General features: G+C 69.3%; 25 protein-coding genes. 15 read left to right on the top strand and 10 right to left on the bottom strand.

Features of this window, described 5'->3' with window-relative positions; all coding sequences use genetic code 11:
• Positions 1-3 precede the first annotated feature (3 nt).
• Together CFB40_RS20310 and CFB40_RS20305 are read right to left on the bottom strand one after the other, a co-directional pair.
• A complete protein-coding gene (locus CFB40_RS20310) occupies positions 4-1,815 on the bottom strand; it encodes an ABC transporter permease (RefSeq protein WP_089428246.1) in 1,812 nt (603 codons plus the stop codon).
• A 40-nt stretch (positions 1,816-1,855) separates the two neighbouring features.
• Entirely contained in the window at positions 1,856-3,049 is a 1,194-nt protein-coding gene (locus tag CFB40_RS20305; protein WP_089428247.1) for an ABC transporter substrate-binding protein, read from the bottom strand.
• Between the two features lie 354 nt (positions 3,050-3,403).
• Here CFB40_RS20305 and CFB40_RS20295 point away from each other — a divergent pair, with 354 nt between their 5' ends.
• From CFB40_RS20295 to CFB40_RS20280, 4 genes are read left to right on the top strand one after another with little or no spacing between them, the layout of a single operon-like run.
• Positions 3,404-4,420 carry a LysR family transcriptional regulator gene (locus tag CFB40_RS20295; RefSeq protein WP_089428248.1) on the top strand — a complete coding sequence of 339 codons (1,017 nt, stop codon included), beginning with the start codon at positions 3,404-3,406 and terminating at the stop codon, positions 4,418-4,420.
• A complete protein-coding gene (locus CFB40_RS20290; protein ID WP_089432190.1) occupies positions 4,417-5,847 on the top strand; it encodes an NAD(P)-binding domain-containing protein in 1,431 nt (476 codons plus the stop codon). The genes CFB40_RS20295 and CFB40_RS20290 overlap by 4 nt, the downstream gene beginning before the upstream one ends.
• A gap of 45 nt (positions 5,848-5,892) precedes the next feature.
• Positions 5,893-6,423, top strand: coding sequence for a CMD domain-containing protein (locus CFB40_RS20285; protein ID WP_089428250.1), 531 nt, complete (start codon positions 5,893-5,895; stop codon positions 6,421-6,423).
• Positions 6,420-7,013, top strand: coding sequence for a peroxidase-related enzyme (locus tag CFB40_RS20280; RefSeq protein WP_089428251.1), 594 nt, complete (start codon positions 6,420-6,422; stop codon positions 7,011-7,013). The genes CFB40_RS20285 and CFB40_RS20280 overlap by 4 nt, the downstream gene beginning before the upstream one ends.
• 45 nt (positions 7,014-7,058) lie before the next feature.
• On the opposite strand, the gene CFB40_RS20275 is transcribed toward CFB40_RS20280, so the two are convergent.
• A complete protein-coding gene (locus CFB40_RS20275; protein ID WP_006479718.1) occupies positions 7,059-7,490 on the bottom strand; it encodes an Lrp/AsnC family transcriptional regulator in 432 nt (143 codons plus the stop codon).
• A gap of 294 nt (positions 7,491-7,784) precedes the next feature.
• On the opposite strand from CFB40_RS20275, the gene CFB40_RS20270 reads away from it, so the two are divergent.
• Complete coding sequence (locus CFB40_RS20270; protein WP_089432189.1) at positions 7,785-8,864, top strand: ornithine cyclodeaminase; 1,080 nt, start codon at positions 7,785-7,787, stop codon at positions 8,862-8,864.
• 59 nt (positions 8,865-8,923) lie between these two features.
• Entirely contained in the window at positions 8,924-9,928 is a 1,005-nt protein-coding gene (gene ctlX, locus CFB40_RS20265) for a citrulline utilization hydrolase CtlX (protein ID WP_089432188.1), read from the top strand.
• 153 nt (positions 9,929-10,081) lie between these two features.
• Here the strand turns inward: ctlX and CFB40_RS20260 are convergent, their stop codons facing one another.
• The 4 genes from CFB40_RS20260 to CFB40_RS20245 form a co-directional block, all read right to left on the bottom strand.
• Entirely contained in the window at positions 10,082-12,826 is a 2,745-nt protein-coding gene (locus CFB40_RS20260; RefSeq protein WP_089432187.1) for an Hsp70 family protein, read from the bottom strand.
• 5 nt (positions 12,827-12,831) lie between these two features.
• Complete coding sequence (locus CFB40_RS20255; RefSeq protein WP_089428255.1) at positions 12,832-14,673, bottom strand: Hsp70 family protein; 1,842 nt, start codon at positions 14,671-14,673, stop codon at positions 12,832-12,834.
• Complete coding sequence (locus CFB40_RS20250; RefSeq protein WP_089432186.1) at positions 14,670-15,248, bottom strand: DUF2760 domain-containing protein; 579 nt, start codon at positions 15,246-15,248, stop codon at positions 14,670-14,672. Before CFB40_RS20250 ends, CFB40_RS20255 begins: the two co-directional genes overlap by 4 nt.
• Before the next feature lie 251 nt (positions 15,249-15,499).
• Complete coding sequence (locus CFB40_RS20245) at positions 15,500-15,940, bottom strand: RrF2 family transcriptional regulator (protein WP_089432185.1); 441 nt, start codon at positions 15,938-15,940, stop codon at positions 15,500-15,502.
• A gap of 156 nt (positions 15,941-16,096) precedes the next feature.
• Between CFB40_RS20245 and CFB40_RS20240 the strand changes: the two genes are divergently transcribed.
• The 5 genes from CFB40_RS20240 (at position 16,097) to CFB40_RS20220 (ending at position 21,176) form a co-directional block, all read left to right on the top strand.
• Positions 16,097-17,011 (top strand): NAD(P)/FAD-dependent oxidoreductase, encoded by a 915-nt coding sequence (locus CFB40_RS20240; RefSeq protein WP_089432184.1) that lies wholly within the window; start codon positions 16,097-16,099, stop codon positions 17,009-17,011.
• A gap of 147 nt (positions 17,012-17,158) precedes the next feature.
• Positions 17,159-18,085: a LysR substrate-binding domain-containing protein gene (locus CFB40_RS20235; RefSeq protein ID WP_089428259.1), complete on the top strand. Its 927-nt coding sequence runs from the start codon at positions 17,159-17,161 to the stop codon at positions 18,083-18,085.
• A gap of 133 nt (positions 18,086-18,218) precedes the next feature.
• Positions 18,219-19,349: a DSD1 family PLP-dependent enzyme gene (locus CFB40_RS20230; protein WP_089432183.1), complete on the top strand. Its 1,131-nt coding sequence runs from the start codon at positions 18,219-18,221 to the stop codon at positions 19,347-19,349.
• Between the two features lie 109 nt (positions 19,350-19,458).
• On the top strand, positions 19,459-20,430 hold the full coding sequence (locus tag CFB40_RS20225; RefSeq protein ID WP_089428261.1) for an ornithine cyclodeaminase family protein: 972 nt from the start codon (positions 19,459-19,461) through the stop codon (positions 20,428-20,430).
• A 23-nt stretch (positions 20,431-20,453) separates the two neighbouring features.
• Positions 20,454-21,176: an HAD family hydrolase gene (locus tag CFB40_RS20220; RefSeq protein ID WP_089432182.1), complete on the top strand. Its 723-nt coding sequence runs from the start codon at positions 20,454-20,456 to the stop codon at positions 21,174-21,176.
• 128 nt (positions 21,177-21,304) lie between these two features.
• Here the strand turns inward: CFB40_RS20220 and CFB40_RS20215 are convergent, their stop codons facing one another.
• The gene (locus CFB40_RS20215; protein WP_069250828.1) at positions 21,305-21,922 is read right to left on the bottom strand and encodes a glutathione S-transferase family protein; all 618 of its coding nucleotides are present in this window, start codon (positions 21,920-21,922) and stop codon (positions 21,305-21,307) included.
• 88 nt (positions 21,923-22,010) lie between these two features.
• Positions 22,011-22,379, bottom strand: coding sequence for a hypothetical protein (locus CFB40_RS20210; RefSeq protein WP_089428263.1), 369 nt, complete (start codon positions 22,377-22,379; stop codon positions 22,011-22,013).
• Between the two features lie 81 nt (positions 22,380-22,460).
• Between CFB40_RS20210 and CFB40_RS20205 the strand changes: the two genes are divergently transcribed.
• Positions 22,461-22,928 carry a MarR family winged helix-turn-helix transcriptional regulator gene (locus tag CFB40_RS20205; protein ID WP_089428264.1) on the top strand — a complete coding sequence of 156 codons (468 nt, stop codon included), beginning with the start codon at positions 22,461-22,463 and terminating at the stop codon, positions 22,926-22,928.
• 36 nt (positions 22,929-22,964) lie between these two features.
• On the opposite strand, the gene CFB40_RS20200 is transcribed toward CFB40_RS20205, so the two are convergent.
• On the bottom strand, positions 22,965-23,558 hold the full coding sequence (locus CFB40_RS20200; RefSeq protein WP_089432181.1) for a TetR/AcrR family transcriptional regulator: 594 nt from the start codon (positions 23,556-23,558) through the stop codon (positions 22,965-22,967).
• A gap of 118 nt (positions 23,559-23,676) precedes the next feature.
• Between CFB40_RS20200 and CFB40_RS20195 the strand changes: the two genes are divergently transcribed.
• The 3 genes from CFB40_RS20195 to CFB40_RS20185 all read left to right on the top strand — a co-directional run bounded on the left by CFB40_RS20195 (position 23,677) and on the right by CFB40_RS20185 (position 26,159).
• On the top strand, positions 23,677-24,729 hold the full coding sequence (locus CFB40_RS20195; protein WP_089432180.1) for a saccharopine dehydrogenase family protein: 1,053 nt from the start codon (positions 23,677-23,679) through the stop codon (positions 24,727-24,729).
• Complete coding sequence (locus CFB40_RS20190; RefSeq protein WP_089432179.1) at positions 24,726-25,487, top strand: isocitrate lyase/PEP mutase family protein; 762 nt, start codon at positions 24,726-24,728, stop codon at positions 25,485-25,487. Before CFB40_RS20195 ends, CFB40_RS20190 begins: the two co-directional genes overlap by 4 nt.
• Before the next feature lie 114 nt (positions 25,488-25,601).
• A complete protein-coding gene (locus CFB40_RS20185) occupies positions 25,602-26,159 on the top strand; it encodes a carboxymuconolactone decarboxylase family protein (protein WP_089432178.1) in 558 nt (185 codons plus the stop codon).
• The last annotated feature ends 18 nt before the right edge of the window (positions 26,160-26,177 follow it).

Genomic DNA, 26,177 nt, shown 5'->3' with positions numbered 1-26,177 from the left:
TCCTCACACCGTGCCGAGCAGGCCCTGCGGCCGGAACCGGACGAGCAGCAACAGCACGAGGCCGTAGATCAGCATCCGGTAGTCGGCCGCCCAGCGGAACAGCTCGGGCAGCCCGATCAGCGCGATCGCGCCGGCGATGCCGCCGAGCACGTTGCCGAGCCCGCCGAGGATCACCATCGTCAGCGCGAGGATCGACACCTGCGAATCGAAGGTCTGGTGATTGATGTAGCTGTACAGGTGCGCGGCGATCCCGCCGCTCACGCCGGCCGCAACGCCGCCGACCGCGAACGCGATTGCCTTGTAGCGGTTCGGTGCGATGCCGTGCGCACGCGCGGCGACGTCGTCCTCGCGCACCGCGCGCAGCGTGCGGCCGAGATGCGAGCGCAGCAGCCGCACCTGCACGAGCGCGAACACGACGAGCACCGCGAACGTGAACCAGTACGCGGCACGCGCGGTCGTCGCCCACGGCAGCGGCGCGATGCCGGTGATGCCGAGCGGGCCGCGCGTGAGGCCGTCCCAGTTCAGGATCACGAGGCTCACCACTTCGCCGATGCCGAGCGTCGCGATCGACACGTAGTGCCCGCGCAGCCGGAACGCCGGATACACGAGCAGCGTGCCGAGCACGGCGGTGATCACGCCCGCGCACGGAATCGTCACGGCCGGCGACCAGCCGAGATCCGACGACAGCAGCGCCGACGCATACGCGCCGATCACGAGCAGCGCCGCGTGGCCAAGCGAGATCTGCCCGACCGTGCCCGCCACCAGCGTGAGACTCAACGCGAGCAGCCCGTACAGCCACGCGTTGGTCAGCGTCTGCAGCACGTACGGCGACGCGCCGAGCCACGGCAGCACGGCCGCCGCCACGATCAGCGCGACGAGTACCGGACGCGGCACGCGCACGGCCTTCGCGGCCGCGAGGAAGGTGCCCGTCATCGGCTCGGGCGGCAGCGCGCGGTTCGCGCTGAACAGCCCGTTCGGCCGCCACACGAGGAACACGATCAACAGCCCGAACGCGAACAGGTCGCGATAGCTGGTGCCGAACAGCGCGACGCCGTAGCTTTCGACGAGACCGAGCAGCAGGCTGCCGGCGATCGCGCCCGGCACGTTGCCGAGCCCGCCGATCAGCAGCGCGACCACGCCCTTCAGCGTGGCCTGGAAGCCCATCGCCGGATCGATGCTGTTGTAGTACATGCCGACCAGCAGCCCGCTCACGCCGCCGAGCGCGCACGCGATCGCGAACACGGTCTGGTTCACGCGGTCGACGTCGACCCCCATCTGCAGCGCCGCGTCGCGATCCTGCGCGGTCGCGCGCACCGCCCAGCCGAGCCGTGTGAAGCGCAGGAAGCCGTACAGCAGCGCGGCCGCCGCGATACCGATGCCCGCGATCAGCAGGTCGAGCGAGCCGAGCGTCGCGCCGGCGATCCGCACGTGCCAGTCGGGCAGCGGCGTCGGCACCGCGCGCGGGTCGGCGCCGAACGCGAGCTGCGCGAGCTGGTCGAGGATGAAGCTGATGCCGATCGTCGCGAGCAGCGGCGCGATGCGTGCCGCGTGACGCAGCGGCCGCAGCCCGATCCGCTCGATCGCGATGCCGAGCGTGCCGCACCCGACGACGACCGCCGCCAGTGCGACCGGCAGCGGCAGCCCGAAGCGCGTCAGGCACAGCCAGCCGATGAACGCGCCGACCATGTAGACCGAGCCGTGCGCGAAGTTGATCAGGTGCGACACGCCGAAGATCAGCGCGAGCCCGACCGCGAGCAGCGCGTAGATGTTGCCGACGATGAGGCCGTTGAGCGTGTAGTCGAGCCAGGAAGCCATCACGATGCGTCCGTTACGTGCATGCTGTTCAGCGCCGGGGTCAACGCGCGGCGAGCTGCGGTTTCGCGCCGTCCCACAGCGCCCACTGCCCCTGCTTCACGACCAGATACACGGTCCGTGCGCCCGCGACGCGGCGCGTCTGCGGATCGAAGCGCACCTTGCCGAAGATCACGCTCGGCACGTCGCTGATTTTCGCGAAGCCGTCGTGCGCGGCCTGGCGCGTCGTGCCGTAGCGGCGCAGCACTTCCGCCGACAGGATCAGCGCATCGTATGCACGCGCGACGAACGAATCGGGATCGGCGTGGAATTTCGCGCGATAGCGCTGCACGAACGCCTGCACCTCGGGGCGCGGTTCGGCCGGGAAGAAGTTCGATTCGGTATAGACGCCGTCGACGGCCGTGCCGCCCAGTTCGAGGAACTTCGGCGAGTACACCGAACCAACCGCCGCGATCGGCAGCGTGAGCCCCGATGTGCGCGCCTGGCGCACGATCTGCGCACCGTCCGCGTAGTAAGAGATCAGCACGATCGAATCGGGCTTCGATTCGCCGATGCGCACGAGCGTCGAGCGGAAATCCTTCTCCGTCGGCTGATAGCCTTCGGCCGCGACGACCTGCGCGCCGAGCCCGGCCACCGCCTTCGCGAAGATGTCCTTGCTGGTGCGGCCCCAGTCGGTGTTCAGGTACAGCACCGCGATCCGCTTGAAGCCGAGCTCCTTCACCGCGTAGCGCGCGAGCAGCGGCTGCTCCTCGGCCTGGCTCAGCGCGGTGCTCCACAGATAGTCGCCGCCCTTCGTGAAGTCCGGATGCGAGTTCGTGAAGCCGAACTGGATCAGCTGCCCGCGCTGGTAGATCGGCGATGCGGCCATCGACGTCGCGCTGGAGAAGTCGCCCAGCTCGATCGCGATGCGCGGATCGGCGACGAACTTCTGCGCGATCGCCACCGCCTGGCGCGGGTCGCTGCGGCTGTCCTGGAAGTCGACCGCGAGCGGCCGGCCGTGAATGCCGCCGCTGCCGTTGATCTCGTCGAGCGCGAGATCGAAGCCGCGCTTCCATTGTTCGCCGTACTGCGCGTCCTGGCCCGTGAGCGGGCCGCTCACGCCGATCACCACCGGCTCGCCCGACACGCCCGCCGCGAGCGCGCCGCCCGTCGACAAGCCCCATGCGGCAGCGAGCGCCGCCACCGTGCCCAGCACGCGCCGCCATGCGCCGCGTGCGTCGTTCCCCGAAACGTTCATGCGTCCCCCAGCTTCAGTCAGTCGAAAAGAGTGAGGGCATGTAACCACCCGGTTCAGGACGATCCAACGAAGTTTTGCGCATATCGATATCGTGCGCGGCGCGAAGGAGTGATGCTGGCGAGCGGCCATCCGCACTCCCCGCCTCGCGCGATGTATCGGCATGCAACGCATCGCGTTGATTCGATTGGCGTTTCGTTCACGGCGCCGATCGCAACCCACGCTCGGGCACGCACCACCGGCCGTCGCAACGATCGTGCCCTTCGCAGTTTTCGCGCTGTCGATAGCAAAAATCATTATATGAATTACGCATGCTCACACTTCTACAATGCGCAAATCGCATCATCGGAAGGTGTCATGGAGCTGCATCAACTCGAAGCCTTTTCCGCGGTCATGTCGGCCGGCAGCGTGACCGGCGCGGGCGAACTGCTCGGCCGTTCGCAGCCGGCCGTCACGCGGCAGATCCAGGAGCTCGAAGCCGATCTCGGCTACGCGCTGTTCGACCGGCACGGCCCGCGCGTCACGCCGACGCGGCGCGCATTCCTGCTCTACGAGGAAGTCGAACGCTCGCTGGTCGGCCTGCGCGCGATCGAGGCGCGCGCCCGGGCACTCGGCGATGAAAGCGCCGAGCCCGTGCGCATCGCGGCCACACCTTCGCTCGCGGCCACGCTCGTGCCGGCCGCGCTCGCCGTGCTGCCCGACGGCGCGCAGGCGCCCCACTACCAGTTGCGCAGCGAATCGGCCGAGCATGTCGTGCACGAGGTGCTGGCCGGCACGGCCGATGTCGGCGTCGTCACGCTGCCGATGGCGCACGCGGGGCTCGACGTGCACTGGATCGCGCAGACGCCGTGCGTGGCCGTGCTGCCGGCCGGCGACCCGCTCGCGGCGCAGCCGCGCATCGCGCTGCGCGACCTCGCGCGCCGCCGCATCGTGACGGTCGCGAACCGCCACCGGTTGCGCCAGCGGATCGATGCGGCATTCGCGGCCGCGCGGGTCGATGCACGCGTGTTCATCGAAACCAATGCGTCGCTGAATGCGGTGATGGCCGCGCGTGCAGGTATCGGGATCGGCATCGTCGATCCGGCCACAGGCGTGGCACTGCCGGTGGAGGGCGTCGTCGCGCGCCCGCTCGACGTCGACATCCCGTTCGCGTTCGGCGTCGCGACGCCCGCCGGCAAGGCACGCACGTCAGCGGTCGATGCGCTGCTCGACGCGTTGCACCGTACGACGCGCGCGCTGCTCGACGACGTGATCTTCCACGATGCCGCCGCGCACGACGCGCTGCTGCGCGGCGACCGGCTGCGCGCCGAGCGCGCGCCGCGTGGGGCAACCCGCACGACGCGTGCACGCCGGACCCGCCCGGAGGCCGCATGACAACGACCGATCCATTGCAGGCACTCGAAGCCCGGCTCGCGCAAGACCTGCGCTGGCTCGACCTGCCCGCACCGTCGTGGGTGCCGCCGCGCGAGGCCGACGGCACACGCGTGCTCGACGTCGCGATCGTCGGCGGCGGCATGGCCGGGCTCGCGGCGTCCGCCGAACTGCGCCTGCTCGGCATCGACAACCAGTGCGTGATCGACCGCGCGCCGGCCGGCTACGAAGGCCCGTGGGTCACGTTCGCGCGGATGGACACGCTGCGCTCGCCGAAGCAGCTCGCGGGCCCCGCGCTCGGCCTGCCCGCGCTGACGTTCCGCGCGTGGTTCGAAGCGCAATACGGCCGCGACGCGTGGGACGCGCTCTACAAGATTCCGCGCACGCAATGGATGGACTACCTGCGCTGGTACCGGCGCGTGCTCGACCTGCAGGTGCGCAACGACACCACGCTCGTCGCGCTGCGCCCGCGCGACGACGGCCTGCTCGCGCTCGACGTGCGCGGCAACGGCGAAGCGCAGACGCTGCTCGCGCGGCACGTGGTGCTCGCCACCGGCCGCGACGGGCTCGGCGGCCCGTACGTACCGCCCGTCGCGCAACGCGCGCCGCGCACGCGCTGGGCCCATTCGTCCGAGCCGATCGATTTCGCGGCGCTCGCGGGCAAGCGCATCGGCGTGGTCGGCGCGGGCGCGTCCGCGTTCGACAATGCGGGCACCGCGCTCGAAGCCGGCGCCGCGCGCGTCGACCTGTTCTTCCGCCGCACGGACATTCCGCGCATCAACAAGCTGACGGGCATCGGCAGCCCGGGGCTCGTGCATGGCTACGCCGATCTCGACGACGCGACGAAATGGCGCTTCATGCACTACGCGCTGACGTCGCAGACGCCGCCGCCGCGCGACAGCGTGCTGCGCGTGTCGCGTCACGAACAGGCGCACTTTCATGCGGGCAGCCCGATCGAGACGCTCGCGGAACATGCGGACGGCCTCGACGTGACGACGCCGCGCGGACGCTACACGGTCGACTTCCTGATCTTCGCGACCGGTTTTCATTCGGACTGGACGACGCGCGCGGAATTCGCGTCGTTCGGCGCGCAGGTGCGGCGCTGGAAGGATCGCTATCGACCGGAGCCGGGCACGTGGATCGACGAGCTCGCCGAATCGCCCGACCTCGGCCCCGCGTTCGCGTTCCAGGAGCGCGAGCCCGGCGCATGTGCGGCCATCACGCGAATTCACTGCTTCAACCATGCAGCGAGCCTGAGCCACGGCAAGCTGTCCGGCGATATCCCGGCCATCAGCGCGGGCGCCAGGCGGCTCGCGCGCGGGATCGCGAGCCGGCTGTTCGACGCGGACCGCGATCGCCACTACGACGCGCTCGTCGCGTACGCGAACGCCGAACTGCAAGGCGACGAATGGCGCGACGCCGACGCATGAGCGCGCGATCATCGATCACATTGACGACGAAGGGAACCCGAAACGATGACTGAATCCATCACGCCGGCCGATGCGCCGGACACGATCGATGCGGTGGCCGGCCTGCGCGATGGCGACGCCGTCGCCGCGCTGCGTCGCGCACGCGACAAGGTGCTGCTCCATACGCGGCTGAGCGAAGCGGCGCTGTTCGATCCCGCGTTGCCCGATCTTTCGTTGATCGAACGACTGCACGCGGCGCGGTATGTCGCAGAAAAATCGAACGCTCGCGTGCTGGCCGACACCTATCGCGCACGACTGATCGACGCAGGCGGCACGCTCGACGATATCGCACGTGCGGACGCTGATGCATTCGACACCTTGCCCCGCCGCATCGGCGCGATCGTCGCGCATGCACGCCTGCTGACGCGCGCGCCGGTCGATGCACGTCCGTCCGATCTCGACGCGCTGAAGTCGGCCGGACTCACGACGCCCGCGATCGTCGCGCTGTCGCAGCTCGTCGCGTTCGTCGCGTATCAGTTGCGCGTCGCGGTGGCCGCGCAGGCGCTACAGGCACGTGCCGCAGCGGAGGCCGCATGACGACGACCACGCACGGCTTCACGTCCGACACGCTCGGCTGGCGTGCCTGGCTCGACACCGTCTCGCTCGATGCCGCGACACCCGACCAGCTGGCCGTGCTCGAAGCGAGTCACCCGCAAGCGAAGACGTCCGACTATTACCTGCTGCTCGTCCATCTTCCCGAGATCCTGCGGCAACGCTCGGGCGTATTCAACGCGATCATGTACGGCCCCGGCGGACTGTCGCGCGCGGAGCGCGAACTGGCGAGCACGGCCGTGTCGCGCGTGAACGGCTGCGTGTACTGCGCGTCCGTGCATGCGCAGCGCTTTACCCAGCTCGCGAAGCGCACCGACGCGATCGAGCAGGTGTTCGACGCTCCGGCGACGGCCGGCACGACGGCGCGCGAACGCGCGATCATTCGCTATGCGATCGCGCTGACGGAGCGGCCCGATACGGTCGACGCGGGCGATATCGCCGCGCTGGAAGCCGAAGGGCTGACACATGAGGAGATTCTCGACCTGTCGCACGCGGTCGCGATCTTCGCGTGGGCGAACCGGTTGATGCTGACGCTAGGTGAGCCGGTATTTCCGGAATCGGCGACCAGCGCCTGACGCCTGAGCAAACCTGAGCGCTGACGCAGGCGCCGCCTGCCCGCGTCACGCCTTGTGCGTCGACAGCAAAATACTCGTCTCGGTATTCGCGATCCCGTCGATCAGCCGGATCGCGCCGAGCACGCGATCGAAGTGCTCGAGCGAATCGGCATGCAGCTCGGCGACGAGATCCCAGCGCCCGTTGGTGCTGTGGATCGACGCGACGTTCGGATGCCCGCGCAGCACCTTCACCACTTCCGCGCCGCGATTGCCTTGCACGGCGATCGACATCAGCGCGCGGATCCGGTGCCGTTCGGCCGCCGGCTTGAGCCGCACCGTATAGCCGACGATCACGCCGTTCTTCTCCAGCCGCGTCAGCCGGTTCTGCACGGTCGCGCGCGCGACGCGCAATTCCTTCGCCAGCGCGACGACGGGCAGTCGCGCGTTGTCGCGCAGCAGCGCGATGAGCTGCCGGTCGACGTCGTCGAGCGTGATCATGAACGGGCCTTCCTGTTGAACGTGAACCGGCCGCCAGCGTGCCGGAGCCTTTGCATTCCGACCAGTGCGATTTAGTCAAATTGCCATATCTGGCCAGCAATTTGCCAAGTCTATCGATAAATCTGCCACTTTTGCCGTCTTTTTGTTGGCTCGACTCGCGGAAATAATGGCTCTATCGACCGGCCGACCCGCCGCGCCGCTGCTGTTCCAGGAAGCCCGGATGCGCGCCGAAGCCCCGCCCGGTCGATCAGAACGCCGGGCACCCGTACCGGCCACGAATATGGAGACAGACGTATGACCCGCTTCCTCGACGTTCCCGCCACCGCCCGACTGATCGCCCAAACCGGCGTCACGACGTTCCTCCGCGAGCTCGTCGACACGCTGCGCGCCGATTACCTGCACTGGGCCGACTTCGACAAGTCGCCGCGCGTCGCGTGCCACTCGCGCGACGGCGTGATCGAACTGATGCCCGTCGCGAACGCGTCGCTGTTCGCGTTCAAGTACGTGAACGGCCACCCCGTCAACGCCGCGCGCGGGATGCACACGGTGATGGCGTTCGGCGCGCTCGCCGAAGTCGATACCGGCTACCCGCTGCTGCTCGCCGAACTCACGCTGACCACCGCGCTGCGCACGGCCGCCACGTCGGTGCTCGCCGCCCAGGTACTCGCCCGCCCCGATTCGCGCACGATGGCGCTGATCGGCAACGGCGCGCAGAGCGAATTCCAGGCGATCGCGTTCCACACGCTGCTCGGTATCGACGAAATCCGCGTGTTCGACGTCGATCCTCATGCGACCGACAAGCTCGTGCAGAACCTCGCCGCCTACCCCGCGTTGCGCGTGGTGCGCGCCGCGTCGACCGCCGACGCCGTGCGCGGCGCCGACATCGTGACGACCGTCACCGCCGACAAGGCGTACGCGACGATCGTCACGGCCGACATGATCGAGCCCGGCATGCACCTGAACGCGGTGGGCGGCGATTGCCCGGGCAAGACCGAACTCGAGGCCGGCGTGCTGCATGCGGGCCGCGTGTTCGTCGAATTCGAGCCGCAGTCGCGCATCGAGGGCGAGATCCAGCAGATGCCGGCCGACTTCCCCGTCACCGAGCTGTGGCGCGTGCTGCAGGGCGAGACGACCGGCCGCGAACGCGCGGACGAAGTCACGGTGTTCGACTCGGTCGGCTTCGCGCTCGAGGATTACTCGGCGTTGCGCTACCTGTATGCGCTCGCGCAGCAGCACAACGCGGGCGTCGAGATCGCGCTGATTCCGCCGGCCGTCGACCCGAAGAACCTGTTCGCGCTGATCGACGACCCGGCCGCGATCGCGCAGGGCCACGCGGCATACGTGACCGAAGCCGTCGCCGCGTTCGCGCGCTGACGGTCATCCCCGGGCGGCCCGTGCGCCGCCCGGCCCCTTGCCTTTCGCTCCTGCCTTCCATGAATCTCGTATCGATCCAGGCGCCGGCCGCCGTCGTGATGATCCGGCCGCACCGCTTCCTGCCGAACCCGCAGACCACGGCCGACAACGCGTTCCAGCGCACGGCCGGCGGCGACGGCGCGCACGGCGCGGCATCCGTGTCGGCCGCCGCGCGCGACGAAGTCACGGCCGCCGCGCGGACGCTCGCCGATGCGGGCGTGCGCGTGCACGTGTTCGACGACCACGGCGAGCGCGACACGCCCGACTCCGTGTTCCCGAACAACTGGTTCTCGACGCATCCGGGCGGCCACGTCGCGCTCTTTCCGATGTTCAGCGCGAACCGGCGCCGTGAGCGGCGCGCGGACGTGATCGAGATGCTGAAGGCCGAGTACCGCGTGCAGGACGTGATCGACTACTCGGGCCTCGAATACGACGACGTGTTCCTCGAAGGCACCGGCGCGATGGTGCTCGACCACGTCGCTCGGATCGCGTACACCGCGCGTTCGCGCCGCGCCGATCCGGTCGCGCTCGAACGCTTCTGCACGCACTTCAATTTCGAGCCGATCTGCTTCGATACGGCCGATGCCGACGGGCGGCCGATCTATCACACGAACGTGATGATGAGCGTCGCGACCGAGTTCGCGATGGTCGGCCTCGAACTCATTGCCGACCGCCGTCGTCGTGACGAGATCGCACAGCGTCTCGCCGAAACGGGCCGCACGGTGATCGCGCTCGATGCCTCGCAGATCGCGAATTTCGCGGGCAATACGCTGGAATTGTCGGGCAAGGAAGGGCGTGTGCTCGCGCTGTCGCGGCGCGCGTACGACTGCCTCACGCCGGTGCAGCGCGCGACGATCGAGCGTTCGGCACGGCTGCTGCCGCTCGACGTGCCGACGATCGAACTGGCCGGCGGCTCGGTGCGCTGCATGCTGGCAGGGATTCATCTGGCGCGGCGGGCGGTGGCGCCGAACGTGATGGCCGTGGAATCGGCCGCATCGCCATGCGAGACGACGCCACAGATGTGATCGGCGCGCTCACAACGCACAAACGGCTGCCGATGCAATGCAACGGCAGCCGTTTGCGTATTCGAAGGACGTTGAATCGGTGAGCGTCAGCCCGCATCGGCAACGCCGCGCAATGCTCCGGCGTCCGAATGATGCCGGAGCACACCGCGCTGCTCACCCCGCCAGCAGCTTCAACCCCGCCGGCAGCGTTTCGCCGAACACACGCACCGTGTCGGCTTCGTCGAACGCGATCGCCTCGCGCACCATGTCGATCCACGCCGCCGACGCATTTGCGGCCGACAGGCGCTTGATCACGGCCTCGCGGGTGTCGTCCGACAGGTCGCGCGAACGGTCTCCGGTCATCCGCGCAATCTGTGCAGCCGCGAACGCAGCCGGTTCAACCTGCTTCCAGTCGAGCGCGAACAGCGCATCGAGCCAGCCGGTGGCGACTTCCGCCGGCACGACACTGTGCGCGCTGCCGTAGAACGGCCGGCGCGCACCGATGCGTCCGAGCGCCCACGCGCACAGCGTGCGCTCCGCCGGCTTCTGCAATTGCGCGATCAACCGCTCGGCCAGCTCGACCTTGCGTTCGACGGGCAGCCGTTCGAGCGACGCGGACAACCGCGTCATATCGGCCGGCCCGACCTTGCCCGGGTCGAACGGCAGCTTGCGCCGCTTGTCGTCGGTCGGTTCGAGGAAGGCGATCGCGTCGCGCACCTGCGTCTGCGCATCGTCGTCGAGGCCGCCGGCCACGCGCCGCCACAGCGTCCACCACTCGGACCACACCTGAGCGTCGGTCACATACTGAATCCCGTCGTCGAACAACGGCCACAGCTGCTCGATGCGCCATGCATCGAGCGGATGCCCGAAGCCCGGGCGCAGGCAATAGCCGGCGAGGTTCAGCCACGCACGTTCGTGATCGGCCGAGCGCCGGCGGCGCCGTGCGCGCGCGAGCAACGCATCGAACAATTCACGCGCGAGCGCAACGTCCCACTCTTCCCGCGCACCAAGCACCTGCTCAAGCTGCGCGCGCAGCCGTCGCGTGTCTTTCGGCGTGACGCCGGCGGCCTTGCTGCCGAACGAGCGCTCGATCAGTTCGAGCGCCTGGTCGAGCCGAGGATGCCGCGCGAGCGCAGCGTCGTCGCCCTGCACGGGCGCATCGCCGCGCAGCTGGAATTCGAGCCGCCAGCGGCGCGCCGCGTCGTCGGTCGCGATGCAGTGCATTTCGAGCGTGCCGACTTCCGTCAGCGACGCGGTGAGCTTCACCGGTGTTTCGCGCGCATCGCCGCCCACTTTTGCGTCGACGACCGTCGCGATCGGCGGCAGCCGCACGAAATCGCCGCCGTCGAAATCGACGAGATCGCCGGGCCGGTACGCGGTGTCGGCCACCGTCGACACGAGGTGGAAACGCACCGGCTGCCCGAGTTGCAGCGCGAACGTGCGATCGTCGAGCCGGATCTCGTGGCCCTCCTCCGTGCCGCGCGGCAGCAGGCAGACGCCACGCGCGGCCGCGCCTTCGGCACCATCGTCGAGCACGAGGAAATAGCTGCGCGCGGAACCGCCGCCGATGCGCGGCACATGCCCGGCGCGTGCGAGCCCGTAGGCCACCGCACCGCGTGCGACCGCGACGTCCGGATGCGCGTTGTGCAGCACGTCGAGCGGCGCACCGCGCCACGCGCCGAGCGTCTGCGCGAGACGGCCGGCGAGCGCGCCCGCGCGGAACACGCCGCCGTTGAGCAGCAGCGTGTCGGGCAGCGGGCCTTCCGCATGACGATTCAGGAACGCGGCGACGTGCCGCGTGACGGCCGCGTCGCTCGCATAGGGCAGCCCGAATTCGACGATCGCGGCGCGCGCGCGGCGCGGCAACTCGCCGGCTTCGACCTGCGGAAAGAACCCGTCGACGACGATCTGCTCGACTTCCTGCCGCGTCAGCTCGGCCGAGCGCGCGCCGCCGACGAGCTTGCTGCCCGCGCCGAGCAGCGTGACGTTGACGGATTCGGGGGCATCATCGCCGAGCAGCCGCTCCTTCGCGGCACGGCAACGCTCGACGAGCTGCGACAGGCTCGCGGCCGACAGCCGCGTGCCGGGCTCGGTCAGCCGCGACTCGACCAGGCGCGCGAGCGCGAGGTCCATGTTGTCGCCGCCGAGCATCAGGTGGTTGCCGACGCCGACGCGCGTGAACGTTGGCTCACCGTCGTCGCCCGGCGCGACATCCACCAGCGTGAGGTCGGTCGTGCCGCCGCCGACGTCGCAGATCAGCACGCGGCGCGCGGCGGCAAACGTGTCGCGCAGCGTGTCGCGCTGCCCGTACAGCCAGTCGTAGAACGCGGCCTGCGGCTCTTCCAGCAGCCGCAGCGCGGGCAGCTTCGCACGCCGCGCGGCCTCGACCGTCAGCGCGCGCGCGCCGTCGTCGAACGACGCAGGCACCGTCAGGATCACGTCCTGCTTCGCGAGCGGTGCGTCGGGAAAACGGGCATCCCATGCGTCACGCACGTGCGCGAGATAGCTCGCGCTCGCGTCGACCGGCGACACCTTGTCGACGCCGTCGGCCGCGCCCCACGGCAGGATCGCCGCGAGCCGGTCGACCGACGCGTGCGACAGCCAGCTCTTCGCGCTCGTGACGAGCCGGCCCGGCACCTGCGCGCCGAGCGTGCGCGCGTAGCGGCCGATCACGGCCGGCGTCGCACCGGCCACGCTCGCTTTCGCGTGGGCCGCCCACGGCAGCCGCAGCGTGTCCGGCGGCAGCTCGCCCGCCGCCGGGTGATAGCGCACCGACGGCAGCAGCGGCTGCGCGGCCACCGCGCCGGGGCCGACCAGCTGCTCGACGTCGAACACGCGGATCGCGTCGGAACCGGCCTCGACGTATGCGACGACCGTATTGCTCGTGCCGAGGTCGATCCCGACCGTATAGCGCTTCATCGCGCTCAGGCGGCGCCGCGCACGTCGAACTCGACCTTCCAGCGCTCGTCCGTGCCGCTCGGGATCGCCTCGAGTTCGAGCGTGCCGGCTTCGGTCACGCGCGCATGCAGCTTCACGGGCACGACCTCGCCGACGGTGCGCCCTTCGGCGGGCAGCGTCGCCTGGATTTCCTCCAGCTCCTGCAGCTCTTCCGGCGACCAGTAGTCGAGCAGCGTGCCGACCTGGTCCTGGCGGCGCACCGACGAACCGAAGAAGCGGAACTGCACCGGTTCGCCGACGACGAGGCCGAACTCCTGCGGCGGCAGCGCCGCGTCCGAGCCTTCCTCCATCCCGAACGGCGCGACGCACAGCGCCTGCACCGGCGGTTCGAGCCCCGGCACGGCCGGCATCGCCGATTCGATCGCGACGTAGTACGCACGCGCCGTGCCGCCGCGAATGCGCACGCCACGGCCACGCTTCACGTAGCCGTAGTACGCGGCGCCGCGCGCGACCGCGAGATCGAGATCCGCGCCTTCGAGCAGGCGCGCGGGCGGCGCACCTTCGGCGGCGAGCCAGCTGTTGAGCGTATCGAGCACGCGCTGCGTGAGCAGCGTCGACTTGAACACGCCGCCGTTGAACAGCACGGCGGTCGGATGCAGGAACGTCGCGCCCTGCGGCAGCGTGCGCTGCACGCCTTCGAGCGAGTCGAGCGCCGCGACCTGGCGGCCGAGGAACGCCGCGAGATGGCGCGTGATGCCCGCGTCCTGCGCATACGGCAGGCCGAGCTGCGTCAGGCCGACACGGGCGCGGCTCACCGGGCGCGCGGCCGCGTCGACTTGCGGGAAGAAGCCTTCGAGGATCGTCTGCGTGAGTTCCGCGCGCGTCAGCTCCGTGCGGATCGACCCGCCGATCAGCTTCGAGCCGCGGCTCGGCACGACGAGCGGCACCGCGTCGGTCGTCGGGTCGGACAGCAGCGTTTCCTTCGCGGAACGGCATGCGTACGTGAGCGCGCGCAGTTGCCACGGATCGGCCTGCGTGCCCTGCTGCGCGAGCTTGCGCGCGACGACGTGCGCGAGCGCGAGGTCCATGTTGTCGCCGCCGAGCAGGATGTGCTCGCCGACCGCCACGCGATGCAGTTCGAGATTGCCGTCGCGCTCGACCACCGCGATCAGCGACAGGTCGGTCGTGCCGCCGCCGACGTCGACGCACAGGATCAGGTCGCCGACCTGCACCTGCTTGCGCCAGCCGCCCTGGCTCTTCTGGATCCAGCTGTACAGCGCGGCCTGCGGCTCCTCGAGCAGCGTCATCCGCGAGTAGCCGGCGGCGCGGGCGGCCTCGGCCGTCAGTTCGCGCGCGGCCGGGTCGAACGACGCGGGGATCGTCACCGTCACGTCCTGGTCGGCGAACGGCGCGTCGGGATGCGCGTGGTCCCACGCTTCGCGCAGGTGCGTCAGGTAGCGGATCGAGCTTTCCAGCGGCGACACGCGCGCCACTTCCGGCGGCGCATCGCTCGGCAGGATCGCCGCGCGGCGGTCGACGCCCGGGTGGCACAGCCAGCTCTTCGCGCTCGACACGAGGCGGATCGGCGTGCCGGCGCCGCGCGTGCGCGCCATTTCGCCGACCGCGAAAGCGCGCGAGGCCGTCCACGGCAGCGTCAGGTCGCCTTGCGTGAGTTCGCTTTCATGCGGCAGGTAAAGGAACGACGGCAGCAGGTCGCGCGACTCCAGCGCGCCGGGCGCGGTGAGCTGCGCGATCGGCAGCACCTGCTGCGTGATGGTTTCGCCGTCGCTCGCGGCGCTGTCGACATACGACAGCGCGCAATGGGTCGTCCCGAGATCGATACCGATCGAATAGCGCGGATCGCTCACAGTTCCACCTCCGCCGGTGCGACGACCGATGCGTCGTGGCTGCCCGTCAGCTTCGGCAGGCGCACGTCGGCCACCCGCCAGCCGCGATGGCTGACCGTGCCCGTGAACGGCGCGGCGCCGACCACGTTGCCCGTCACGCGCACGGCCGTCGCGTCGAAACCGGCCGGTAGCGTCACGCGGCTGCCTTCGGCTTCGTCGCGCACCGGCACGATCGTGAAGTGTTCGCGCAGCGCGGCACGGCAGCCGTCGTGCACGAGGCGTGCGGCCGCGCCGATGTCGGCGTCCGCGTAGCCGGCGATGTCTTCCTCGACGAAGTCGATGAAGCGCGCATCGCGCTGCAGCAGGCCGAGCAGTTGCAATGCAGCCTGCGGGCTCGCCTCGCGCAGCTCGGGCGCCGGCGCCTTCACGGGCGCGGCGGCAGGCGCCGGGGCCGGAGCCGGTGCGGCGACCGGGGCCGGGGCGCCATCGCGCACGCGCAGCACGCCGGCCGCGAACTCGCGGTTGCCGAGCACGGAGAAGAACGTGCCGACGGCCAGCGACAGCCGGCCGAAGAAGGACAGGTTGGATTCGGGCATGGGGTCTGGACTCCTGTGGGCTCGCGACAGGGCGAGCGTTTCTTGCCTGGGCGCCCGGCGGCAGCGTGCGGATGGCGCACTGGCGCCGCCCGGCGCGTGATTCGGTCGCGCCCTCGCGGGTGCGGAAAACCCGTATTTTGCCCTGTGGCGGGCGAACCGGGCAGAAGTTGGGGGACAGAACATCGCGGCGCGGTGTTTTCGGCCGCGTCGGCGCGCGCGTTGGCGACGCCCGATGGCGATGCTGCGGTGCGTCAGCGCGGCTTGCGCCGATTCGCGTGCTTCGCGTCGAAATCGCGCGACAGCATGCCGAGCGTGACTTCGCCGAAGCGGGCGAGCAGCGTCGTCTCGGCCTCCTTCAGCGTGGCCGACAGGTGCGCATTGACGGCCTGCTCGACCAGGCATTCGGCCTCGTCGTCGGTCACCAGATCGGAGAACAGCGGCGGCTCGCCCACCGCGCGATAGACGTCGAGCAGCGTAATGTCGTCGAGCGCAACGCTCAGCACCCAGCCGCCGCCATGCCCCTTCTCCGACTGCACGTAGCCGCAGTCGCGCAAGCCGCCGAGCAGGCGCCGCACGACGACCGGGTTCGTGCACAACATCGTCGCGATCGCGTCGGACGTCATCGGGCCGTCGGCCTGATCCAGGTGGATCAGCGCATGCAGCATCCGCGACAAGCGGCTATCGGTTCTCACGAGCGGTGCTCCCCTCTCTCGAAACTTTTGAAGTTGCGTGAATGATACCATCGCCCTATCATGCAACTTCTCGTGTTTCTTGAGTTGGGTTGAGTTGAGACGACCACCATCGGAGCACGTCCGTCATTCACGCAGGTTCAGGAAAGGAGTCGGTGCATGCATGGCCATCATGAAGTGATCGTGATCGGCGGCAGCTTTGCAGGGCTGTCGGCCGCGATGCAGCTTGCGCGGGCGCGCCGCCGCGTGCTCGTGATCGATGCCGGCCGGCCGCGCAACCGCTTTGCCGCGCACGCGCACGGTTTTTTCGGGCAGGACGGCAAGCCGCCCGCGCAGATCGTCGACGAAGCCGCCGCGCAGCTCGCCGCGTACCCCACCGTGCAGCGGATCGCAGGCGACGTGCGCACGGCCGAGCGCGATGCGGACGGCCGCTTCCACCTGACGCTCGCCGACGGCAGCCGGGCGAGTGCCGACCGGTTGATCCTCGCGACCGGTATCCGCGACGAACTGCCCGCGCTGCCCGGGCTTGCGGAACGTTGGGGTGTCAGCGTGCTGCATTGTCCGTACTGCCACGGATACGAGGTGAGCGGCCAGCGGCTCGGCGTGCTCGCCACGCATCCGCTGTCGGTGCATCAGGCGATCGTGATTCCGGACTGGGGCCCGACGACGTGGTTCACGCAGGGCGTGGCCGAAGCGAACGAAGAAGAAGCCGCGTTGCTCGATGCGCGCGGCGTGCGCATCGAGCGGTCGCCGGTCGTGGAAATCCTCGGCGATGCGCCGCGGATCGATGCGTTGCGGCTCGCCGACGGGCAGGTCGTGCCGATCGATGCGCTGTTCGTCGGCGCGCACACGGCGATGGCGAGCGATCTCGCGCAGCAGCTCGGCTGTGCATTCGACGACGGGCCGCTCGGCCCGGTCGTGCGCGTCGATGCAATGAAGCAGACGAGCGTCGCCGGCGTGTTCGCGGCCGGCGACGCGTCGACGCCGATGACCAACGCAACGTTCGCATCGGCGTCGGGGGTGATGGCCGGGGTCGCCGCGCACCGGTCGCTGATTGTCGGGCTCGGCCGGTAACGGTGCGTGGCGCCGCGGGCCGTGTCATTCGAAGCAGCCAGGCAATCCGATTCGATGCGCGACCGACGCGATCCACAGCAGCATCGATGGATTCGCGTCGCGATGTGCGGTTTAATGCTCGGCACACCCAGCATTAAGAGAAACGAAATGCTCGACCTCGACGACCTTCGACTCGTCCGCGCGATCGGCACGTCGCGCTCGCTGGCCGCGGCCGCGCGGCTGCTCGATCTCACGCCGCCCGCGATCACGATTCGGCTGCAGCGGATGGAAGCGCGACTGAACGCACGGCTCGCCGTGCGGCAGCCGAAAGGGATCGCGCTGACCGACGAAGGGCAACGGCTGTACCAGGAAGCCGTCGACATCCTCGAGCGCGTGGAGGCGCTGCCGGTCAGCATCTCGGGCGACCACGGCGACGTGCGCGGCACGCTGCGCGTCGTCGCCCCGCTCGGCTTCGGCCGCAAGTACGTCGCGCGGATCGTGCGCGACGTGCAGCGCGCGCATCCGAAGCTCGACATCGCGCTCCACCTGTCGGAGAGCCCGTTGACCAGCGCGCCGGGCGCCGACGTGGTCGTTCACGTCGGCAGCCTCAAGTCGTCGTCGTGGATCGGGTATCCGCTCGCGCCCAATGACCGCTTTCTGTGCGCGAGCCCCGCCTATGCGCGCCGCATCAAGGAACTGAACCATCCGTCCGACCTGGCCCGCTACGACTGCCTGTGCCTGCGCGAGAACGACGAGGACATCCCGCGCTGGCGCTTCTCGCAAGGCGGCGACGTCAAGGGCGAACCGCGCCGGTCCGCCGTGATCCGCGTGACCGGCGCGCTGTCGTCGAACGACGGCACCGTCATCACGGATTGGGCGCTGGCCGGGCTCGGGATCGTCGAGCGCTCCGAGTGGGACGTCGCGCCGCTGCTGGCGAACGGCAAGCTCGTCCGGTTACTGCCCGACTGGCACCTGCCGCCCGCCCCCGTGACGGCGCTGCTGCCGTCGCGCACCGGCCGCTCCGCACGGCAACGGGTGTTTCTCGAAGCCGCGACGCGGTTTCTCAGCCCGCCGCCGTGGCGCGGCGACGCGTGAGCCGCGCCACGGTCCATGCGATTCTTTCGATTCGATTAAACAGCCTTTAATGCCGGATTAGCGATGCGTTAAACCCGAGACTCATCGACGGCCCTACAGTGTCCACATCGGCAACCCTCCGAGGCAACGCATCGTGGACCTTCAAACCCTCAACACCCCGACCGCCCTGATCGACGTCGGCCGCATGCAACACAACATCGGCCGCATGCAGGCGCATCTGGACGCACTCGGCGTCAGGTTCCGGCCGCACGTCAAGACCACCAAATGCACGCACGTCGTCGATGCCCAGATCGCGGCCGGCGCGCAGGGCATCACGGTGTCGACGCTCAAGGAAGCCGAACAGTTTTTCGCGCACGGTATCCGGGACATCGTCTACGCGGTCGGCATGGTGCCCGCGAAACTCGGCCAGGCGCTCGCGCTGCGCCGGCAGGGCTGCGACCTGAAGCTAGTCGCCGACAGCCTGCCGGCCGCGCACGCGATCGCCGAATTCGGGCGCGCGCACGACGAGCGCTTCGACGTGTGGATCGAGGTCGACGTCGATGGTCACCGCTCGGGGATTCCGCCCGACGCCGACCTGCTGATCGACGTGGGCCGCGCGCTGGTCGACGGCGGGATGGTGCTCGGCGGGGTGCTCGCGCACGCGGGCTCCAGCTACGAATACAACACGCCCGACGCGCTGGTGGCGATCGCCGAGCAGGAACGCAGCCGCACCGTGCGGGCGGCGGAGCGCCTCCGGGCCGCCGGGCTGCCCTGCCCGGTCGTGAGCATCGGCTCGACCCCCACCGCCCTCGCGGCGGAACACCTCGAAGGCGTGACCGAAGTGCGCGCCGGCGTGTACGTAATGTTCGACCTCGTGATGCACAACATCGGCGTGTGCGACCTGTCCGACATCGCGCTGTCGGTGCTGACCACCGTCATCGGGCACCAGGAAGAGAAAGGCTGGGCGATCGTCGACGCCGGCTGGATGGCGATGAGCCGCGACCGCGGCACGCAGCGCCAGGCGCACGACTTCGGCTACGGGCAGGTTTGCACCGAACAAGGCGACGTGCTCGGCGACTACGTGATGAGCGCCGCCAACCAGGAGCACGGGATCGTGTCGCGGGCAGGCACGCCCGACGCCGGCATCGCGCAACGGTTTCCGATCGGCACCCGCCTGCGCATCCTGCCGAATCACGCGTGCGCCACCGGTGCGCAACATCCCGAATATCAGGCGATCGGCGAAGACGGCGGCGCGCAGACGTGGCCGCGCTTCTACGGGTGGTGAGCAAAACCGCGCACCCGCGCCGCCCCGTCGATTAATTGACTATTTGTCCAAATCTGGACAAAATTTAAACCACCCTGATTTGCCTGGCGCCGAAAGCGCTTGCCCGAACATGCCGACCGACGACCGACTCCTGCTTCTCGACCGCGATACCGTCGCGCCCGCCCTCCAGGCCGCGCAAGTGACGGCGGCCGTTCGCGAAGCCTTCGTGCTGCACAGTCAGCGGGCCGGACGCGTGTTCCCGGTGGTGCGTGAGAAACTGCACACCGGCGGCGTGTTCGGCATCAAGTCGGGCGATGTCGCGAATCAGGACCTGCTCGGTTTCAAGGCGGCCGGATTCTGGCCCGGCAACCGCGGGCTCGGCGGCGAACCGCATCAGGCCACCGTCGCGCTGTTCGACCCGGCCACGGGCCGCCCGCTGTGCATCATGGACGGCAATGCGATCACCACCGCGCGAACCGGCGCCGCCGGCGGCCTCGGTCTGCAACTGCTCGCGCGTCGCGACAGCGCGCGAATCTGCGTGTTCGGCACCGGCGTGCAGGCGCGCGTCCAGCTCGACTACGCACTCGGGCTGCTGCCGCAACGGTGCACCGTGCAGTACGTGAACGTCAGCGGCGAGCCCGACCCGGTGTTCGAATCGGCCTTCCGGGAACGATGCACGATCGGCGTGGCGCGCGACCGGAACGACGCGGTGGCCAATAGCGACGTGGTGATCACGGCAACGCCCGGCGGCGGCGCGCTGTTCGACGCGGATGCGGTGCAGCCGGGCACCCACCTGACCTGCGTGGGCGCCGATACCGCCGGCAAGCGCGAACTGCCGGCAGGCGTGCTGGACCGCGCGCGGATTTTCGTGGACGATCACGACCAGGCGCGCAGCATCGGCGAGTGCCAGTGGGCGCCCGATTTGCCACGCACGGAAATCGGTGACATCCTCGCGGGAACCGCGACGGTCGACCGCGCGCCGCACGAGATCACCGTCTTCGACATGACCGGGCTCGCGCTGCAGGACCTGACCGTCGCACGCTTCCTGTATCGGCAGGCCCTCGAAAACGGCACCGGAATCTCCATTCCGTGGCCCTGGTAAACGAAACCCCTCCGTCAACCTCCATGCGTCTCACCCAAGTTTCCGCGCTCTCGTTCGACCTGGACGACACCCTGTGGCCGTTCGGGCCATCCGTCGTACGGGCCGAAGGGGAGCTTCGCACGTGGTTGATCGAGCACGCGCCCGGTACCGAGCGGGTGCTGCCCACGCAGCAGGCGCTCAGCGACTTGCGTGAGGAATACGAACGATTGTGCCCCGATCTTGCCGGTGACTTCCGCGCGATGAGAATCGGCTCGATCCGGCTTGCACTGGAGCGCGCGAACGAAGATGTCGCGCTCACCGACCGTGCGTACGCAGCGTTCTATGCCGCACGCAACCGGGTTGAATTCTACGAAGATGCGTTGCCGGCGCTCACGTGGTTGAGTGCGCGGTTTCCGTTGATCGCGGTGACCAACGGCAACGCGGATCTGCGGCTGACCGGCGGCGGCGAATTCTTTCGTGCGACGCTCAGCGCGCAAGCGTTCGGCGTCGCGAAGCCGGAGCCCGGGATATTTCATGCGGCGGCAGAAACGCTCGATGTGCGGCCGGCGGAACTGCTGCATGTCGGCGACGATTACCACCTCGATATCGTCGGCGCATTGAACGCGGGGCTTCAGGCGGCGTGGGTAGTGCGCGATACGCATCCGGAAGCGGAGCGTGTGCAGCAGCAGGCCGCGACGCCGCACGTCACGCTCAGCGACCTGTCGATGCTGTGCCGCATGCTCGGCGGGCCTGACGACGTGGCGTGAGCACCTGCGTGCGCCGCGTTCGCGACGCACGCTTCATCATCATGAAACGCGGCAAGACTGCCGCTCGCCGACCGCACCAACGTAACGGTCGGCCGTGCCGATGCAACGCATGACCGGCCGCCGCCCGTTCACGCCGCCTTGCGCGCGTCCGCGATCCGCTGCGGCGCCTTCGGCCGCGCATACAACCGTTCGAGATACGCACGCAACTGCGGAAACGGTTCGATCAGGTTGCACTCGCCCGCCCAGTCAATCAGGTAAGCCGTCACGCAATCGGCCACCGTCAGCGTGTCGCCGACGATGAACTCGCGGCCTTCGAGATGCTTGTCGAGGATCGCGGCCATCGTCCTGAAATCCTCGCGCGCCAGTTCGATGTCGGCCGGCGAGCGCTTCTCCGGTGGATAGATGAACGAGTGCCGCGTGATCCGCCACAGCGGCTGCTCGAGCTCCGTCACCGCGAACATGACCCACCGGTAAGCTTCGGCCCGCAGCGCCGGATCGACCGGCAGCAGTGCCTTCTCCGGGTACTTGTCCGCGAGATACAGTACGATCGCGGCCGATTCGGGAATCACGAGGTCGCCGTCCACCAGCACGGGCACCTTGCCGGCCGGATTGAGGCGCAGGAATTCGGGCCGCTTGTGTTCGCCCTGGAGCAGGTTCACCGAGATGAACTCGAAATCGGCATCCAGTTCCTTCAGCCCCCACAGCGCGCGTTGCGAGCGGGTGCCGGCAAATCCGTAAAGCTTCATCGCCAGTCTCCATCCAGAATGTCGGGAAAACGTCCACCTGCCGGCCACGGCGCATCGCCGATACACGGCGCCGGGCCTCGCGCGTCGTTCACGCGCCGGGAATCGCCAGCACCGGCATCACGTCGATCGCCACGCCCGGGAACAGCGTGAAATGCGGATGGCCTTCGAACAGCGCGGCCGCGGCTTCGTGCGAGGCCGCCCGCACGACGGTGAAGCCGCTCATCGCGTTCGCCGTGTCCTTGACACCGGCGGCATCGATGGTCTTCGTCTTGCCGAGCGGGCCGCCCATCTCGACGATCGCGTCGCGATGCCGGTCGACCCACGCATGCCATGCGGCGATGCCGTCGCGCTCGCGCGTGCGCCGCTCCTCGTCCGGCAGCGCCATCCACGCCTTCATCGCCGGGCTCTCCTTCGTCCCGAGAAATACCGCGAGATACAACTGCTGTTGAGCACTCATGCTGTCCCCTCCGGTGACGGACGCGACGGGCTGCCGCGCCTCGACCTTGACAAGATAGGTTGATATCAACACAATTGCAACATGGCACGAAAAGAAAAGCTCCCCTTCGAAACGACGCTGATGGTGCGCGATTGCTGCCTGTGCCTGCACATGCAGCGCGCGGCGCGCAATCTTGCGCGGATCTTCGACGATGTGCTGCGCCCGCTGGATCTCACCAACGGCCAGTTTTCGCTGCTGATGTCGCTGAACCGGCCCCAGCCGGCGCCGATGAAATCGGTCGCGTCGCTGCTCGCGATGGACCGCACCACGCTCACGGCCGCGCTCAAGCCGCTCGAGCGGCGCGGCCTGGTCACGATCATCCAGGATCCGGACGACCGGCGCAGCCGCCTGCTCGAACTGACGCCGGCCGGCCAGGACCTGCTGGCCGCGGCGTTTCCGCTGTGGCAGCAGACGCATGCCGAGATCGAGCGGCCGTTCGCGCCGGGGGAAGTCGATCAGTTGCGCGGCCAGTTGCGCGCGCTGTCGGTCGATCCGGCCGCGCGCGACTGAACCGAACCGGCGCGCCGATCGCCGCGGCCACGCGGCTTACTTGCGGCCCTTCTTCGGCAACAGCAGTTGCGCGAATTCCTGCAGGAACGCCACGGGCCCATGCGCATGCAGCGCCTGCCCGCTGCTCAGCGCGCCGTCGATCACGGTCGCAAGCCGCAGCGCGAAGGTCTCCGGCTCGTCGACGCCCATCGCATCCGCCAGCTCGGCCAGCCGGCGCCGCAATTCCTGCTTGTGTGCGACGGCCACCTTGCGGGCCGGATGGTTGCCGTCCGCGTATTCGGCGGCGATGTTGATCTGCGGGCAGCCGCGATAGCCGGGGCGCGCAATGCGCTCGCCGATCCATTGCAGCTGCGCGTCCAGTTCCTCGCGCGGCGTGCGTCGGTACTGCGCGGCCACCGCATCCCAATGCGCCCAGAAATCGGCGTCCTCGCGCAGCAGGAATGCTTCGATCAGGTCGTCCTTCGTCGTGAAGTAACGATAGAGGCTCGTCTTCGCCACGCCTGCCTGCGCGACGATCAGGTCCACGCCGACCGCGCGTGTGCCCTCCCGGTAGAACAGCTCGCTCGCCGTCTGCAGAATGCGTTCGCGCGTATCGGGCGCGCTCCCTGGTGTGCCTGTTTCCTTTTTCATCCCGACCCGGCCTGGCTGGCCGCCCACTCCCGCAACAGTGAGCCGATCATAGCACCGCACGCTTGACGACGCTACAGGTCTGTACTATAAAACAGACCGTTCTGTATCGGAGTTGATCATGGATGATCGAATGACGGTTGCAGTCTATGGCGCCACGGGTCATACCGGGCGGTTCGTCGTCGCCGAACTGGCCCGGCGCGGCCTGCGCGCGATCCGCATCGGGCGCGACGCCGCGCGGCTCGCGGAGGACGGCGGCGATACGGCGCTCGCGCTCGCACGCGTCGCCACGATCGACGATCCGGCCGCGCTCGACGCCGCATTGCGCGGCGCGGCTGCGGTGATCAACTGCGCGGGCCCGTACCTCGATACCGCATTGCCGCTGGCCGATGCCGCGCTGCGGGCCGGCATCCCCTATCTCGACCTGACCGCCGAGCAGCCGTCGGTGCTGGCGCTGGCCGAACACTGCGATGCGCGGGCGCGCGCCGCGGGCGTGACCCTCGTGCCGGCTGCGGCGTTCTACGGCGGCCTGGCCGACCTGCTCGTCACGGCTGTCGTGGAGCAGCACCAGCCGATCGAACGCGTCGATATCGCAACCGGGCTCGACCGCTGGCACCCGACGCGCGGCACGCGCGTGACGGGCGAACGCAATCGCGCGGTGCGGCTCGTGCAGAAGGACGGGAAGCCGACGCCGGTGCCGTCGACCGCACGCGAACGCGCATGGCCGTTTCCGCCGCCGATCGGCCGCGTCGACGTGACGCTGCTGCCGTTTTCGGAAGTGATGACACTGTCGCGTCACCTGCGCATCGATACGATCGAATCGTGGCTCGCCACCGTCGCGCTACGCGACGTGCGCGATGCCGCCACGCCGCCGCCCGAGCCGACCGACGCGTTGGGCCGCTCGGCGCAGCAGTTCGCGATGGACGCGATCGTCGTGCAGGGCGGCACGACGCACCGCGCGACGGCGTCCGGGCAGGACATCTACGCGGTCAGCGCACCGATCATCGTCGAGGCAGCCGTGCGCCTGATCGCGGGCGACACCGGGGTGTCGGGCGGCGTGCGCAGTCTCGGCGAGCTGTTCGACGCACGCGATTTCCTCGCGGCGCTCGATTCGGTGGCAGTATCGTTCGGCACGACGACCGATCCGGTTTTCAACCAGGAGACGCAAGCATGAGCAGCAATGAGAAAGGCGCATATTTCCGTTCGCTTCACCGTGCGGGCCAGCCGCTGGCGCTGTTCAACGTGTGGGACGCCGGCAGCGCGCGCACGGCGGCCGATGCGGGCGCCGTCGCACTGGCGACCGGCAGCTGGTCGGTCGCGGCGGCCAACGGTTTCGGCGACGGCGAGCAGATGCCGCGCGCGCTGATGATGGACGTGCTCGAGCGGATCACGCGCGCGACCAACCTGCCCGTCACCGTCGATCTCGAAAGCGGGTACGGCGAGCGGCCGGAAGATGTCGCCGAAACGATCGCGCTCAGCATCAAGGCCGGCGCGATCGGCTGCAACCTCGAGGACAGCTTCCCGGCGACGGGCGAATTGCGTGACGTCGACGCAGCCGCGGCTCGTCTCGCGGCAGCCCGGCAGGCCGCGGATCGCGCGGGCACCGACTATTTCATCAACGCGCGCACCGACGTGTTCTTCACGGCGCCGGCCGACACGCACGACGAACGCCTGCTCGACGCCACGCTGGCCCGCGCTCGCGCGTATGCCGCGGCCGGTGCCGATGGGCTGTTCGTGCCGGGGCTGGGCTCGCCTGCGCTCATTCGCGCGCTGACGCCCGCGTCGCCGCTGCCGGTGAACGTGATGCGCGTCACGGAGACGCCGACGCTCGCCGAATTCGCGGAATACGGCGTGGCCCGCATCAGCCACGGGCCGTATCCGTACCTGCAGGCGATGAAGACGCTGGCGGAGATGGTCAGGCAAGGCGGCTGACAGCTTCGCGCGCATCGGATGATTACATCGCATGTAATTGGCGCACGACACGGCCGCTCCTACGCTTCGGGTGTCGCGCCGCCATTCCGGCGGCGCTCCTCCCCCGGAGACATCATGTCCGCCTACCCGCTTCACACCATCGACTCGGCACCAGCCGCCTCAAAGCCCGTCCTCCTGCAGCTCCAGCAAACCTTCGGCATCGTCCCGAACATCGCCGCGGCCATGGCCGCGTCGCCGGTGCTGATCAACGGCTTCATCGGCCTGTTCGAGCGCGTGCACGCGAGCAGCCTCACCGAGCCGCAGATCCAGACGCTCCTGCTCACCAACGCGGTCACGAACGCGAGCGAATGGCCGGTCGCGTTCCATACCGCACTGGCGCTGAAACAGGGTGTGACCCACGCCGACGTCGACGCGATCCGCCACGGCGCCCTGCCCGGCGACCCGACCCTGGCCGCGCTGTCGGCCACCGCACGCAAGCTGATCGACACCCGCGGCCGCCTGCCCGAGGCCGACCGGCAGGCGTTCCTCGACGCCGGCTTCAGCGCCGAACAGTTGCTGGAAGTGATCGCGGTGGTCGCTGCGTCGACGATCACGAACTACGTCGGCAGCGTGACGCAGCCCGCGCTCGAAGCGCCGTTCGACGCATTCGCATGGCAGGCGAACGCCGCGTGAGTCCGATATAGTCGATCG

Source organism: Burkholderia sp. AU31652 (genome assembly GCF_002223155.1).
Lineage (GTDB): Bacteria > Pseudomonadota > Gammaproteobacteria > Burkholderiales > Burkholderiaceae > Burkholderia.
This window is presented reverse-complemented; position numbering and strand designations above follow the sequence as displayed.

Excerpts from the sequence above, each read along its gene's own strand:
- CFB40_RS20205 (WP_089428264.1), top strand. The coding sequence starts at position 22,461 with ATGGCACGAAAAGAAAAGCTCCCCTTCGAAACGACGCTGATGGTGCGC.
- CFB40_RS20290 (WP_089432190.1), top strand. The coding sequence starts at position 4,417 with ATGACAACGACCGATCCATTGCAGGCACTCGAAGCCCGGCTCGCGCAA.
- CFB40_RS20295 (WP_089428248.1), top strand. The coding sequence starts at position 3,404 with ATGGAGCTGCATCAACTCGAAGCCTTTTCCGCGGTCATGTCGGCCGGC.
- CFB40_RS20310 (WP_089428246.1), bottom strand. The coding sequence starts at position 1,815 with ATGGCTTCCTGGCTCGACTACACGCTCAACGGCCTCATCGTCGGCAAC.
- CFB40_RS20275 (WP_006479718.1), bottom strand. The coding sequence starts at position 7,490 with ATGATCACGCTCGACGACGTCGACCGGCAGCTCATCGCGCTGCTGCGC.
- CFB40_RS20225 (WP_089428261.1), top strand. The coding sequence starts at position 19,459 with ATGCCGACCGACGACCGACTCCTGCTTCTCGACCGCGATACCGTCGCG.
- CFB40_RS20305 (WP_089428247.1), bottom strand. The coding sequence starts at position 3,049 with ATGAACGTTTCGGGGAACGACGCACGCGGCGCATGGCGGCGCGTGCTG.
- CFB40_RS20220 (WP_089432182.1), top strand. The coding sequence starts at position 20,454 with ATGCGTCTCACCCAAGTTTCCGCGCTCTCGTTCGACCTGGACGACACC.
- CFB40_RS20285 (WP_089428250.1), top strand. The coding sequence starts at position 5,893 with ATGACTGAATCCATCACGCCGGCCGATGCGCCGGACACGATCGATGCG.
- CFB40_RS20185 (WP_089432178.1), top strand. The coding sequence starts at position 25,602 with ATGTCCGCCTACCCGCTTCACACCATCGACTCGGCACCAGCCGCCTCA.
- ctlX (WP_089432188.1), top strand. The coding sequence starts at position 8,924 with ATGAATCTCGTATCGATCCAGGCGCCGGCCGCCGTCGTGATGATCCGG.
- CFB40_RS20260 (WP_089432187.1), bottom strand. The coding sequence starts at position 12,826 with ATGAAGCGCTATACGGTCGGGATCGACCTCGGCACGAGCAATACGGTC.
- CFB40_RS20210 (WP_089428263.1), bottom strand. The coding sequence starts at position 22,379 with ATGAGTGCTCAACAGCAGTTGTATCTCGCGGTATTTCTCGGGACGAAG.
- CFB40_RS20240 (WP_089432184.1), top strand. The coding sequence starts at position 16,097 with ATGCATGGCCATCATGAAGTGATCGTGATCGGCGGCAGCTTTGCAGGG.
- CFB40_RS20195 (WP_089432180.1), top strand. The coding sequence starts at position 23,677 with ATGGATGATCGAATGACGGTTGCAGTCTATGGCGCCACGGGTCATACC.
- CFB40_RS20280 (WP_089428251.1), top strand. The coding sequence starts at position 6,420 with ATGACGACGACCACGCACGGCTTCACGTCCGACACGCTCGGCTGGCGT.
- CFB40_RS20200 (WP_089432181.1), bottom strand. The coding sequence starts at position 23,558 with ATGAAAAAGGAAACAGGCACACCAGGGAGCGCGCCCGATACGCGCGAA.
- CFB40_RS20250 (WP_089432186.1), bottom strand. The coding sequence starts at position 15,248 with ATGCCCGAATCCAACCTGTCCTTCTTCGGCCGGCTGTCGCTGGCCGTC.
- CFB40_RS20215 (WP_069250828.1), bottom strand. The coding sequence starts at position 21,922 with ATGAAGCTTTACGGATTTGCCGGCACCCGCTCGCAACGCGCGCTGTGG.
- CFB40_RS20190 (WP_089432179.1), top strand. The coding sequence starts at position 24,726 with ATGAGCAGCAATGAGAAAGGCGCATATTTCCGTTCGCTTCACCGTGCG.
- CFB40_RS20270 (WP_089432189.1), top strand. The coding sequence starts at position 7,785 with ATGACCCGCTTCCTCGACGTTCCCGCCACCGCCCGACTGATCGCCCAA.
- CFB40_RS20235 (WP_089428259.1), top strand. The coding sequence starts at position 17,159 with ATGCTCGACCTCGACGACCTTCGACTCGTCCGCGCGATCGGCACGTCG.